This window comes from Microbacterium sp. zg-B185, assembly GCF_030246885.1.
Classification (GTDB): Bacteria; Actinomycetota; Actinomycetes; order Actinomycetales; family Microbacteriaceae; genus Microbacterium.
Window position 1 is genome coordinate 2,463,215 of the sequence record NZ_CP126739.1, and the last position, 12,666, is coordinate 2,475,880.

Sequence of the window (12,666 nt, forward strand, 5' to 3'; positions counted from 1 at the left end):
CATGACGGAAAGCGTCGGACCAGCAGCACCCGGTGAGCTGGAGTTCGTGCGCGCGTTCGTGAACACGCTGGACATCGAGACCGGCTCCGACGCGTTGCGTGACTCCAGCCACTGGGCGGCGTGGGCCGATGCTCACGGCATGAGAGGGGCCGCATCCCTCGATGATCTGGACTCCGCACGCCGGTTGCGTGAGGCGCTTCGAGCCGGACTGCTGGCCAATCACGACAGGTCCCCACTGCCGTCCCGGATGATCGACGCTCTGCACTCCGCCGCCGACCAGTGCGATGTCAGAGTGGGATTCGACGGCGACGGCGTGAGGTTCCGGACCGCCGGCTCGGGAATGGACCTTGCCTTCGCGAGAATCGTCGCGGCAGTCGCGGCTTCGGTGAGTGATGGAACGTGGCCCAGATTGAAGTCCTGCGTCAATGACGCGTGCCAATGGGCCTTCTACGATCACTCCCGCTCGCGGACCGGTCGGTGGTGTTCGATGAGCATCTGCGGCAATCGCGCGAAACAGAAACGTTGGCGTGCCGGCCAAGGTGACACCGAGCGTCTGCCCGCGTGAGGTCGACCGACGCGGTCGAGGACCGGCTTCCGGTCGACTCATGGGTGGCGAGTTCGGCTACCCCGGCCAGCCCGAGGCCTTCGCCGAGGGGCTTCGCGAGGTACTGGACCAGCCCTGACAGCTGTTCATTCGTCCGCAGTGGCCGCGCGACGCCGCCTTGTCAGGAGCATCCCGCCGAGCACCCCTGCCGCTGCGCCTGCGATCGTCACCGCGAGCCAGAGGGTCGGATCGCTGCCGGTCGACGCCAGCTTGCCGGAACGGGCTGTGTTCGTGTCGGGCTCGACCTGGTCGCCGCCCTCCGAGGAGGGCTGACCCGACGCGGGCGGGGTCTCCGGACTGGGCGCTTCGGGCTCGGCAGGGGCGGGCGGCTCTTCGCTCAACGCGTCTTTGAGCGGCGGGCCTGCTGTCCACAACGCGCCGGGCACCAGGATCAGACCCTGACCCTGCAGTCCGAGCGCGGCGCTGACGCTGACGCCGCTCCCGGAGTGGAAGTCCATCGAGCTGGCCCCACCGGCGACACCGGCCAGGACGGTCGCGGACCATCGCTGACCGAGGTTCTGCCCCGTGGTGTCGCAGGCGATCATCTGCAGCGGACCTGCGCCACCGTTCTGCGCATCGACGCACAGCTGCGAGACTGGATCGAACAGCTGAGAACCGAAGAGCGTGGTCGGGTCGAACGGGAGCGTCAGAGTCGCCCAGCCCGTGCCGCCGGTCACCTGACTGGGGTCGGTGGCGTCGACCGGGACGGCGATGACGTCCGGCGGAAGCTGATCGTCCAGCTGCACCGACCGATACCCGGCGCCGCTGGCATCGTCCGCGACCAACGAGAACTCGGGGACGACGATGGGTGTGATCGTCACCGAGCCGTTGGGTCCGTATCCTGCCGCCGAGGAGAGCTCGAACGACGCGTCGATCGCGCCGGCCGTTGCAAAGCTGGAACCGCCCGCACCCCCGCCCGTGCCCTTGTCCGCCGCGCAACCGTAATTGCCGCAGGAGATCACGTCACCGGACGCGCCGCCGCCGCCACCTCCACCGGTGAACCCGCCCCCGCCGCCCCCGCCACCGAGGCCGCGCAGGCCACCGGGGGCTCCGCCGGAGCCCCCCGCGCCCCCCGCCTGACCCGCTCCCGGTGCGCCGGCACCCGCCAGCGGGCTTGCATCCGATCCCCAGTTGGCACCGCCCTGGGTGAGCGTTCCGCCGCCGCCCCCACCGTCTCCGTCCGTTCCTGCGCAGGCGAGGGACACACAGGCGTTGCCGCCGCTGGTCGTGGATTCCCGGTTGGATGACCCGGACCCTCCGCCCCCGCCGGCCACCACGAGCGGGAGACTGCACGACTCGTCGAGGGACACCTGAGACGATCCGCCGCCTCCCGCGCCTACACCGTCGAACTGCCCGTTGTAGCCGTTGATGCTTCCGCCGACACCACCGCCGTTGAGACCGCCCGCTCCCCCCTGTCCGGTGTTCTGCTGCCAGTCCTGACCGGCACCGCCGACACCGACGAAGAGTTGGCTGCCGGCGATGACGGGAACGGTTGCGGTCACCACCCCGCCGGTTCCCCCCTGGCTGTCGGTTTCGTCGTACGCCATGCCGTTGCCGCCCTTGGCTCCGACGGCGACGATGGTCACCGCGTTGTATCCGGACGGCTGGACGAATTCGTTCGCACCCGAGTTGCAGTCCGCGGGGGTGGTGAAGGTGGTGGCCTGCGCGGCATCCATCGAGCTCGTGCTCGGCGGGTTCGCAACAAAGGGCACGACTCCGTCGCGCTGCGCGGCCAGAGCCGCATCGCCCACCGGAGTGGACGCGGAGGACGAGGAGGCAGCGGGGAACGGCGGGGTCTCGGGCGGACCCACCGGCAGATCCTGCACGAGCATGAGCGCCCCGCCGTAGCTCTGATTCGGTGTGGAGGAGAAACCCTGCCCCGTGTCACCCATGAAGAACGGCTCCGGTTGCGAGAAGTTCGGGTCGTTGAACCCGAGTACCTGGGCCTGCCCCCAGTCCACCAGTACAGGAGGAATCGTCTGGAAGGTTCCGTTCGGCGCCGTCACGGGCGCGGCCTGCAGCGCGGGGATCCCCTCGACGGCGGCCCACGCGGAAACGCCATGCGAGATGTCAGGGACGGTCACCCCTGCCGGGATGCCTCCGATGACCGGAGCACGCGTGGCGGCAAGCGACGTGAAGTCATCGATCTGGGGGATCCGCCAGCCGGTCATGCCTGCCTGCGGAACGGCGAGATAGGAGGCGAGCACGGCCGTCGCCGGTACGACCGACGCGGCGATCACGTTGACGCTCGCCGCGGCAGGAGCCCAATCAGCGGCATAGCAGGTGCTCGGATACATGCAGTACCGGTCTTGGTCGGTGCCGGCGAGGGTCACCGGCGAGGTGGTCCACACTCGTATGAACCCGCTGCTGTCGGCCGACCCCGGGTTCGGCGACGCCGGGGTGCTGAGATCGGCGCTGACCCCGTCGGGAAGAGTCGGGAGGTTGTCGTTGGCGAGGTAGGACCACGCCTGCACCGACGGCACGTACGTGTTCTCGTAGTAGTTCTGCAGATCGGCGGTGACGCCGCCGGTGGCGGACAGGTGCACGGCCTCGGCGTACGCGTTCAGGTGGAGCGTGGTGACGCCGGCATAGAAAGCCGCTTGCGCCTGCATCTTGTTGGCCAGTTCGGAGGGGAGGAGCGTGCCGGACGGTGTGGACGATCCCGAAGCTTCTGCCGCCCACAGCAGCGCGCGGTAGGACCCGAATACGCCGGACTGTCCGTCCGTACCGATGAGCGCCTCGTCGAGGGCGTTGACGCTCTGCTGGCCACTCTCCACGACAGCCTTCAGTTCGTCGATCTGATCGGCCGAGAGAGAGCTGGTTATGCCGCTTGCCTGCGCCGAGGTCGTCAGGTTCGCAGACAGCTGGCAGACCAGCTGGATGTCGTTACGGACGTTCTCGAGCGCGGTATTGGCGGCGGTGACCTGGGTGACATAGGCGCCGTACTGCGCCGCTACCTCGATCTGATTGGCCAGCGCGAGCTCGTCCTGCTGAAGAGTGATGTTCAGAGTGGTGATCTCCTGCTGGACCGTGGAAAGCTGCGTCTGAATCTGCTGAAGGTCGGCGAGCTCTTCCTCTTCGATGGGAGTCGGTCCTGGGCCGCCCGTCAGCGCGTCCAGCGCCCAACCCACCAAGGCACCGCCGACCTTGCCCGCCGCACCTGAGATGACCCCGGTGAGCACGGTCGTCGCAACACCCGAGAAGATTCCCCCCGCGCTGTCCGCGGAATCGTCGAGCGTCGAGCCCAGCGCATCCGAGGCGACGGTGCGTTGAATGAGCGGACACGGTGCGGCATCGCCTACGGCAGCCGTCGATGCGAACGTGGCCGCTTCGGCGCTGTGCGGAAAAGGCACGAGCACGCCCAGAACGAGCGCGCCTCCGGCCACGGCAGTGATCCATCGTGAAACGCTCATGCAAGGTCCTTACCCCGAAGTCGATTCCGGCGCGAAGCGCCGAAAATCACTCGGTTGAATGGACCACCCGAATGGCGAGTTCAGCCTAGTGAGGCCGAGACGACCGCCCCCCGCACGATTCCGCGACGTGGAAGCCCAGGTGTGTGCTGACTGCCTGAGCGCCGCTGCCCGCGTCGGAATGTTTGCCGGCGCTTCTGCCTTGGAGACCTCATGCGTGCAATCATCTACTCCCAGTCCGGACCGTCGTCGGTTCTCGAACTGACCGACCGACCGCTGGCCGAGCCCGGGCCGGATGAGGTCCGGGTCCGTATCGCCGTGTCGGGGGTCAACCCGACGGACTGGAAGGCCCGCGCGGGAAACAGGCCACTCGAGTTCGCCGACGTCGTCCCCAACCAGGATGGGGCCGGCGTGGTGGATGCTGTCGGTTCCGATGTCGAGGATTTCACGGTCGGCGACCGTGTGTGGCTCTTCCTCGCCGCCCACCAGCGCCCGACCGGGACCGCGCAGGAATGGACGGTGGTGCCGGCGAGTCGCGTCGTCCATCTCCCCGACGGCATCGGCTTCGATGTGGCCGCCAGTCTGGGCGTGCCCGCGATGACCGCTCATCGTGCGCTCACCGTGCACGAACTCGGCCCGGCGCGTCTCGCGCCCGGAGCCCTGGACGGACGAGTGGTGCTGGTGCAGGGTGGCGCGGGCGCCGTCGGACACGCCGCTATCCAACTGGCGGTCTGGGCGGGCGCCACGGTGATCGCCACCGTCAGCAGCGATGAGAAGGCGGCGCTAGCCCGCGCGGCAGGTGCGCATCACGTCCTTCAGTACCCGGATCGTCATCTCTCCGCCCACGTGCTTTCCGTCGCTCCCCGCGGCGTCGACCACATCGTCGAGGTCGCGCCCGCGCAGAACGCCGCGCTCGATGTGGAGGTGCTCGCCAACCACGGCAGCATCGCGTACTACGCGAACAACAACGGCGACGAGTTCAGCGTGCCGATCGCGACGAGCTTCGCGAAGAACGCGCGCTGGCAGGGGCTGCTGCTCTACACCGTGGGCCCGGAGGCGCTGGCCGTCGCCGCCGAAGACATCACCGCAGCCCTCGAGGCGGGCGCCCTCCCCGTAGGTGAAGAAGCCGGCCTGCCGCTGACGTGGTTCTCGCTCGAGGACACGGCATCCGCGCACGATGCCGTTGAGGACGGAGTCACCGGAAAGGTTCTGATCCGCGTCACCGACGACCTGGGGTGACCCCCCGGACAGGTGTGTGGAGCCACCTAAGGGAATCGAACCCTTGACCTATTCATTACGAGTGAATCGCTCTGCCGACTGAGCTAAGGTGGCGTGTTTCGCTTGCGCGACGCACGAACATCGATCTTACAGGGTCGCCGGTGCCCCCGCGAACCCGCGGAGACCCGGCATCCGTCCTATTCGCAGCGCAGCCCGTCCTGGGGCACGGTGCCACCGAGCAGATACGCCTCGACGGCCGCATCCACGCAGGCGTTGCCCTTGTTGTAGCCGGTGTGCCCCTCCCCCACCCGTGTGATCAGGACGCCGGACGCGAGCTGATCGGCGAGCGAGACGGACCACTCGTACGGCGTCGCCGGATCGTTCGTGGTTCCCACCACCACGATCGGCGGTGCACCTTCGGCGGTGATCTCCCCGCGGATCCCGGTCGGCGGGTACGGCCAGACGGCACACGGATCCACGCCCGTCCAGTACGGCGCGACCGTGGGCGCCTCCACCGCGAGCCGCTCGTCACCGGCCGCGATCTCTTCCGGGGTGATGGCGGGGTAGTCCATGCAGTTGTACGCCCGGAACGCTTCGGTCGAGTTGTCCAGGTAGGCGCCGTTCACGCGGTTGTAGTAGAAGTCCGCGAGCTGGAACGCGACATCCGGGTTGCCCTCCAGCACCTCGGTCAGCGCGGCGGTCAGGAACGGCCAGCTCCCTTCGGAGTACAACGCTGCAACGATGCCGGTCAGCAGCGAGTCCGCCCCCAGTATCCTGCCGTCCGACGCCGGAAGCGGGGAGCGTGCGACGCCCGCCAGCAGGGTGCCCAGGTCGGCCATGGCCTCGTCGACCGTGCCGCGGAACGGGCAGTCCGACCCGTCCAGACAGGCCGCCACGTACGCACGCAGGGCGGATTCGAAACCGACCCCCTGCACGACGTTCACGTCCACGATTGACGCGGCGGGGTCGACGGCACCGTCCAGAACGAGCCGCCCCACCCGGTCCGGGTAGAGCTGCGCGTAGGTCGCCCCGAGGAAGGTGCCGTAGGAGTAGCCGAGATAGTGCAGTTCGGAGTCCCCCAGCACGGCGCGCAGCAGGTCCATGTCGCGGGCGGAGTTCTCCGTCGTGATGTACGGGAGGATGCCGCCGCTGTTGGCGTCGCAGGCGGCGGCGAACTCCTCGTTGGCCTCGGTGCGCTCGGCGATCCACGCGTCGGAGCCGCGGGGCGCGGAGGGGATGCCGAACAGGTAGGCATCCATGTCAGCCGGCTCGTAGCAGCGCACCGCGGTCGACGCGCCCACCCCGCGCGGGTCGAACCCGACGATGTCGTACTGCTCCTGCAGCGGTTCCCGAGCGGCGAAGTCGACGCTCTCGCGGACGAAGTCCACGCCGCTGGCCCCCGGTCCGCCGGGGTTGATCAGCAGGGAGCCGATCGGTGTGCCCGACACCGCCCGTTGACGGATGACGGAGAGCTCGATCTGACCGGCACCGGGATTCGACCAGTCCAGCGGCGCGGTGACCGTCGTGCATTCGAACGCGTCGCAGGGCACCCAGGTGAGCGGCTGCGAGTAGAACGGGATGAGGTCGGCCGCCACCCCGTCCGTGTCCGGCGTCGCACTGGCGGACGAGCGCGGCGGGGATTCCGGGATGACGGAGTACAGGCATCCGGACAGGGCGAGGGATGCCGCGGCCAGCGTCGTGATGAGGGCGACGAGCCGGCGCGTGCGGCGCACCGGGCCCGAGGTTCGGCGGCGCGCGGGAGTGCCCGCCGTTCGCGGGAGGTGGAGGTTCACGGGGTCCTTCCGCTCGCAACCGTCACGAGCATGCTTTCCAGGGCGAGGGTCGGTGCGGCGTTCTGCTCCAGGTTGCGGCGGGTCTCGGCGATCCGGTCGAGGACGACCAGGGTGCGCTCCGGGGTCCATGCTGCGGCGAGCGCGCGCAGTTCCGGCTCGAGTTCGCGATTGATCAGGTCGCCCTCATCCGGTCCCCCGCGTCCGAACTGCAGCATCACGACGTCCCGGAACATGGACTGCAGATCGGTGAGGACCCGATCGATACCGTCGCGGAGGCTGCGGGTCGCGCGACGCTTCTGATCGTCCTCCAGAGCGCTCAGCTGCGAGCGGACCGCAGGCGGAACAGCAGCTCCTTCGGCGATGCCGAGCGTGCGCAGCAGGCCAGCCCGCTCGGTGCTGTCGCGTTCGGCGGTCAGGGCCTTGGCGTCCTCGGTCGCCGCCTGCACGACGCGGCCGGCGACATCGACGGCATCGCCGACGCCGCGCACGGCCAGGACGCCGCGCAGGGTCTGGTCGCGACGCGCGCGTGCCCCGGCGTCGGTGGCGAGGCGCTGCGCCATCCCGATGTGGCGCTGCGCGTGCCGGGCGGACTGCTCCGCGACGGCGAGGTCGATGCCGGTGCGCCGTGCGATCAGACGCGCGACGTCCGCGATGTCAGGCTCGCGCAGTCGCAGCGTGCGCACCCGCGAGCGGATGGTGGGCAGCAGATCCGCGTCGCTGGGCGCGCACAGGATCCAGACGGTGCGCTCCGGCGGCTCCTCCAGCGCCTTCAGCAGGACGTTGGAGGTGCGCTCCACCATCCGGTCCGCGTCTTCCATGACGATGACGCGGTACCGGCCCAGGGACGGGCCGAAATAGGAGCGCTCGACGAGAGCACGTGCGTCCTTGATGGAGATGATGACGCCCTCCGTGCGCAGGGCCGTCATGTCCGGGTGGGTGCCGGCGAGCACCTGCCGCATGGTCCGCTCATCGCCGTCCTCGGCGATCAGCGCGGCGGCGAACGCATAGGCGAGGGTCGATCGTCCCGAGCCCGGCGGGCCCGTGATCAGCCACGCGTGCGTCATGGACGCGGGATCGGATGCCGCCGCCCGCAGCGTCGCCACGGCGGCGTCCTGCCCCCAGACAGCGCCCCACGGGACCTCGACCTCTGTCGCCGCGGGAGCATCCGCGATCGCCGCGCTGTCCATGGCGTCCAGCCTAATCGGCGCTGACGACAGCGTCCGGCGCGGCCCGCTGGTCCAGGAGCAGCTGGACGCGTCCCTGGATGTCCGTCGCCAGGTCGGCCGGCACGCGGGCGGCGTCCAGCACGAGGAAGCGCTCGGGTTCCGCGGCGGCCAGGGCGAGGAACTCGGTGCGCACACTGTCGTGGAAGCCGTCGTGCTCGGCCTCGAGCCGGTCGAAAGGCTTGTCGTCGGCAGCCAGCCGATCGCGGGCCAGTCCGGAATCCAGGTCGAGCAGCACGGTCAGGTCCGGAAGCAGCCCCTCGGCAGCCCACAGGGAGAGGTCGCGGACTTCGTCACGGCCCAGGACGCGTCCGGCGCCCTGGTAGGCGACGGATGAGTCCAGGTAGCGGTCCTGAATGACCACGTCTCCGCGGGACAGCGCCGGTCGCACGACGGTCGCGATGTGCTGCGCCCGGTCCGCCGCGTACAGGAGCGCCTCGGCACGCGGAGCGACCTCGCCGCGATGGTGCAGGACGATGTCCCGGATCAGCACGCCGACCTCGCTGCCGCCCGGCTCCCGGGTCCGCACGACCGTGCGGCCGCGCGCGACGAGCCACTCCTCCAGCAGCGCCGCCTGGGTGGTCTTGCCGACGCCGTCGCCCCCCTCGAACGTGACGAACAGACCGGCCCGCGCTCCCGCGGAGCCGGGCGCGCCGGACGTCGGTCCCGGAACGTCGATGCTCACTTCTTCTTCGCCGGTGCCTTGCGGGTGGTGGCCGCCTTGCGCACCGGAGTCCGCTTGGGCGCCGGGCCCTTCGCACGCTTCTCGGCGATCAGTTCCACGGCCCGTTCGAACGTGATGTCCATCGCGACCTCGCCGCGGGGAATGGTCGCGTTCGTCTCGCCGTCAGTGACGTAGGGGCCGAACCGGCCGTCCTTCAGCTTGATGGGCTTGCCGCTGACCGGATCGTTCTCGAACTCCTTGAGCGCGCTGGACGCGCGCCGGGCGCCGTACTTGGGCAGCGCGTAAATCGCGAGCGCCTGATCGAGGGTGATGTCGAAGATGAGCTGTTCGGAGTCCAACGTGCGCGAGTCGGTGCCCTTCTTCAGATACGGCCCGTAGCGCCCGTTCTGAGCCGTGATCGGCTCCCCCGACTCGGGATCCACACCCACCGTGCGGGGCAGGTCCAGCAGGCGCAGCGCGGTCTCCAGGTCGAGGCTGTCGACAGACATGGACTTGAACAGGGATGCCGTGCGAGGTTTGGGCGCGGCATCCTTCTTGGCTGTGCCCTTCTTGGCTGTGCCCTTCTTGGCGGCACCCTTCTTCGGCGCTTCCTCGACGACCTCTCCGGTCGCTTCGTCCACAGCCGTCGGGTCCTCGGGATCGGTCTCCTCGACGTAGGGCCCGAAGCGGCCGTCCTTGACGACCACGAGCTTGCCGTTCTCGGGGTTCTCACCGAGCACACGGTTGCCCGCGACCGGCGCGTCGATCAGCTCCTGGGCCTTGTCCGGCGTGAGTTCATCCGGGGCCAGGTCCTCGGGGATGTTCACGCGGCGCGGCGGAGCGTCCGGGTTGTCCGGGTCGATGATGTCCAGGTAGGGCCCGTACTTGCCGAATCGCAGCGTCGTGGTGGCGCTGATCGGCGTCGCGTTCAGCTCGCGCGCGTCGATCTCACCGAGGTTCTCGACGATGTTGCGCAGTCCGGGCTGGGTGTCGGAGCCGAAGTAGAACTCGCGCAGCCAGGCGGTGCGCTGCTGCTCGCCGCGGGCGATCGCATCCAGGTCGTCCTCGAGGGCGGCCGTGAAGTCGTAGTCGACGAGGTCGGCGAAGTGCTCCTCGAGCAGGCGGATGACGCTGAACGCGAGCCAGCTGGGAACCAGCGCCTGCCCGCGTTTGGTGACATAGCCGCGGTCCAGGATCACGTCGATGATGCTGGCGAACGTGGAGGGGCGGCCGATGCCCTTCTCCTCGAGGGCCTTCACCAGGCTGGCCTCCGTGTAGCGGGGCTTGGGCGTGGTGGCGTGGCCCTTGGGCTCGACCTCTTTGAGTCGGAGGGCGTCGCCGATGGCGAGGATCGGCAGCGACTGGTCGTCGGCCTTGTCCGCGTCACCGCGCTTCTCGTCGCGACCCTCTTCGTACGCTTCGAGGAATCCCTTGAAGGTGTACACCGTGCCGGATGCCGTGAACTCGGCCCGCTGCACCTCACCGTCGACGGGCGCGTCCACGGTGAGCGTGACCGTGGTGGTCTCGTACTTGGCGTCGGACATCTGGCTGGCGACGGTGCGCTTCCAAATCAGGTCGTACATCCGCTGCTCGTCGCGATCCAGCTCGGCGGACACAGAAGCGGGGGTGCGGAACTGCTCGCCCGACGGACGGATCGCCTCGTGCGCCTCCTGCGCGTTCTTGCTCTTGCTCCGGTACACGCGCGGGTTCAGCGGCACGGCCTTCTCGCCGTACAGCGAAACCGCCTGCTCACGCGCCGCGGTGATCGCCTGAGTGCTCAGGGCGGTCGAGTCGGTGCGCATATAGGTGATGAACCCCTTCTCGTAGAGACGCTGCGCGACGCTCATCGCGTGCTTGGCGCTCATCGAGAGCTTGCGACCGGCCTCCTGCTGGAGAGTCGAGGTCGTGAAGGGAGGCTTCGGGCTGCGGCTGCCGGGCTTGGATTCCAGGGCGGTGACGGATGCTTCGCCGACGCCTTCGATCGCCGCGGCGAGCGTGCGCGCCTTGACCTCGTCGAGGACGACGACGACCTTCTTGAGCTGGCCACGGTCGTCGAAGTCGGTTCCGCGGGCCAGCGGGGCACCGTCGATCCGTGCCAGACGAGTCGTGAAGGATGCTTCGTCGGGCTCCGGCGAGGACTTCGTCAGCGCGAGCGCCTGGACGTCCCAGTAGCCGGCGGAGACGAACGCCATGCGCTCGCGCTCGCGTTCGACGACCATCCGCGTGGCCGCGGACTGCACACGCCCGGCGCTCAGCGCCGCGCCTTCGCGGCCGCTGCCGACCTTGCGCCACAGCACCGGCGAGACGTCCCACCCGTACAGGCGATCCAACAGGCGCCGGGTCTCCTGCGCGTCCACCAGGGCGTGATCGAGTTCACGGGTGTCCTCGACCGCGGCCCGGATCGCGTCCTTGGTGATCTCGTGGAAGACCATGCGGCGCACAGGCACCTTGGGCTTGAGCACCTCGAGAAGGTGCCACGCGATGGCCTCGCCTTCGCGGTCCTCATCAGTGGCGAGCAGGACTTCGTCGGCGTTCTTCAGGGCGCGCTTGAGCTCGGCGACCGTCTTGGTCTTCCGGTCGTTGACGACGTAGTAGGGATCGAAGTCGTTGTCGATGTCGATCGAGTACTTGCCGTACGCGGACTTCTTGTCGGCGGGGATGTCCTTCTTACTCGCGAGATCGCGGATGTGACCGACTGAACTGAGTACCTCGTAGTCATCTCCGAGATAGCCCTGGATCGACTTCATCTTCGTCGGTGACTCGACGATGACGAGCTTCTTGCCTGTTGCCAACGGGGGCGTCCTTTCTTCGAAGCACACCATACACACCACTCGGCAGGCAGGCGCTGTGAACGCCGGCTCACCGCGGCGGCCCGGCACGTGCCGAAGCGGTCGCCGTGAGCCACCCGAAAGCGCCGGTCACCGTCACCGTCACGACGAGTTCATCCCGATCGCAAGCGGCGATTCGGGCGGCCGAGGTCGCCGCGATCTGGGCGGCACGCGCGCACGGTTCCCCCTCGACGGCGCCGGACGCCGCGTCGGCCGCCGCGAGCGCTGCGGCGTCCGCCACGCCCGCGAGATTCTGCGAGAACGCCGCCGCGGAGCCCGCTGTCACAAGGCTCAACGAGAGCGTCGCCGCGCACGCGACCACACCGACGCAGAGCAGCGTTCCCGCCATCAGCGACCCCCGTCCAGCGCGCAGCCGGTCGCGTTCAGGATGAGCGGCAGGGCGTGGCCCGCGGGCGCTGTCACGCGCACGCAGACCAGGTCCCCGCGGGCCTCGATAACGACGTGCGCGCCGGGGACCGCGGTGGCCACCACCCCGGGCGCGCCGTCGGGTTCGCCGCGCGCGGCGAGTCGCGCGGCGTCGGCCGCAGCATCCTGGAGGCTGACCTGCCGCGCGCACGCGCCCAGCGCCCCCGCGCCCAGCAGCAGGACGAGCGCGACCGCGGGCAGGGCGACGGCGAATTCGGCGACCACCGAACCACGGTCGCCGAGCCCGCGGCGCATCACGCGACCGTGAGCGCGCGTCGCACGAGGTCCGTGAGGATGCCGCGCACCTCGTCGCTGCGCATGATGACGACGAGGAGCCCGGCGAACGCGACAGCGGCCATGGTCGCGATCGCGTACTCCGCGGTGGCGGCGCCCGCGTCGTCGGCGAAGAGCTGCGACGCGCGGGCGCGGGTGAGACGGGGCAGTGACATGGAGGGGTTCCTTCCTGATCGGTGGGCACGGTCGGTGGGCACAGTTGGTAG

The 12,666-nt window shown here is 69.4% G+C and carries 10 protein-coding genes and 1 tRNA gene; 2 read left to right on the forward strand and 9 right to left on the reverse strand.

Going from position 1 to position 12,666, the window contains the following annotated elements:
• Position 1: 1 nt before the first annotated feature.
• On the forward strand, positions 2–565 hold the full coding sequence (locus QNO12_RS11915; protein WP_257503450.1) for a CGNR zinc finger domain-containing protein: 564 nt from the start codon (positions 2–4) through the stop codon (positions 563–565).
• Between the two features lie 125 nt (positions 566–690).
• Here the strand turns inward: QNO12_RS11915 and QNO12_RS11920 are convergent, their stop codons facing one another.
• The gene (locus QNO12_RS11920) at positions 691–4,017 is read right to left on the reverse strand and encodes a hypothetical protein (RefSeq protein ID WP_257503483.1); all 3,327 of its coding nucleotides are present in this window, start codon (positions 4,015–4,017) and stop codon (positions 691–693) included.
• Positions 4,018–4,227: 210 nt separating this feature from the next.
• Here QNO12_RS11920 and QNO12_RS11925 point away from each other — a divergent pair, with 210 nt between their 5' ends.
• A complete protein-coding gene (locus QNO12_RS11925) occupies positions 4,228–5,253 on the forward strand; it encodes an NADPH:quinone reductase (RefSeq protein WP_257503451.1) in 1,026 nt (341 codons plus the stop codon).
• Positions 5,254–5,270: 17 nt separating this feature from the next.
• Here the strand turns inward: QNO12_RS11925 and QNO12_RS11930 are convergent.
• The 8 genes from QNO12_RS11930 to QNO12_RS11965 form a co-directional block, all read right to left on the reverse strand.
• Positions 5,271–5,346: transfer RNA gene (locus QNO12_RS11930), tRNA-Thr, on the reverse strand.
• An 83-nt stretch (positions 5,347–5,429) separates the two neighbouring features.
• The gene (locus tag QNO12_RS11935; protein ID WP_257503452.1) at positions 5,430–6,965 is read right to left on the reverse strand and encodes an alpha/beta hydrolase; all 1,536 of its coding nucleotides are present in this window, start codon (positions 6,963–6,965) and stop codon (positions 5,430–5,432) included.
• A 56-nt stretch (positions 6,966–7,021) separates the two neighbouring features.
• Positions 7,022–8,212 carry a DNA polymerase III subunit delta' gene (locus tag QNO12_RS11940; RefSeq protein ID WP_257503453.1) on the reverse strand — a complete coding sequence of 397 codons (1,191 nt, stop codon included), beginning with the start codon at positions 8,210–8,212 and terminating at the stop codon, positions 7,022–7,024.
• A gap of 10 nt (positions 8,213–8,222) precedes the next feature.
• Positions 8,223–8,933, reverse strand: a complete 711-nt coding sequence (tmk, locus tag QNO12_RS11945; protein ID WP_257503454.1) for a dTMP kinase — start codon at positions 8,931–8,933, stop codon at positions 8,223–8,225.
• Positions 8,930–11,704: a type I DNA topoisomerase gene (gene topA / locus QNO12_RS11950; RefSeq protein ID WP_257503455.1), complete on the reverse strand. Its 2,775-nt coding sequence runs from the start codon at positions 11,702–11,704 to the stop codon at positions 8,930–8,932. The genes tmk and topA overlap by 4 nt, the downstream gene beginning before the upstream one ends.
• Positions 11,705–11,771: 67 nt before the next feature.
• Complete coding sequence (locus tag QNO12_RS11955) at positions 11,772–12,089, reverse strand: helicase (RefSeq protein WP_257503456.1); 318 nt, start codon at positions 12,087–12,089, stop codon at positions 11,772–11,774.
• Positions 12,089–12,421, reverse strand: a complete 333-nt coding sequence (locus QNO12_RS11960) for a TadE family type IV pilus minor pilin (protein WP_257503457.1) — start codon at positions 12,419–12,421, stop codon at positions 12,089–12,091. The genes QNO12_RS11955 and QNO12_RS11960 overlap by 1 nt, the downstream gene beginning before the upstream one ends.
• A complete protein-coding gene (locus QNO12_RS11965; protein WP_257503458.1) occupies positions 12,421–12,615 on the reverse strand; it encodes a DUF4244 domain-containing protein in 195 nt (64 codons plus the stop codon). The genes QNO12_RS11960 and QNO12_RS11965 overlap by 1 nt, the downstream gene beginning before the upstream one ends.
• Positions 12,616–12,666: the final 51 nt, after the last annotated feature.

Bases quoted from the DNA above. Each gene is read 5' to 3' on its own strand.
- QNO12_RS11915 (WP_257503450.1), top strand. From the start codon at position 2: ATGACGGAAAGCGTCGGACCAGCAGCACCCGGTGAGCTGGAGTTCGTG.
- QNO12_RS11940 (WP_257503453.1), bottom strand. From the start codon at position 8,212: ATGGACAGCGCGGCGATCGCGGATGCTCCCGCGGCGACAGAGGTCGAG.
- QNO12_RS11960 (WP_257503457.1), bottom strand. From the start codon at position 12,421: ATGCGCCGCGGGCTCGGCGACCGTGGTTCGGTGGTCGCCGAATTCGCC.
- QNO12_RS11965 (WP_257503458.1), bottom strand. From the start codon at position 12,615: ATGTCACTGCCCCGTCTCACCCGCGCCCGCGCGTCGCAGCTCTTCGCC.
- QNO12_RS11920 (WP_257503483.1), bottom strand. From the start codon at position 4,017: ATGAGCGTTTCACGATGGATCACTGCCGTGGCCGGAGGCGCGCTCGTT.
- QNO12_RS11955 (WP_257503456.1), bottom strand. From the start codon at position 12,089: ATGGCGGGAACGCTGCTCTGCGTCGGTGTGGTCGCGTGCGCGGCGACG.
- QNO12_RS11925 (WP_257503451.1), top strand. From the start codon at position 4,228: ATGCGTGCAATCATCTACTCCCAGTCCGGACCGTCGTCGGTTCTCGAA.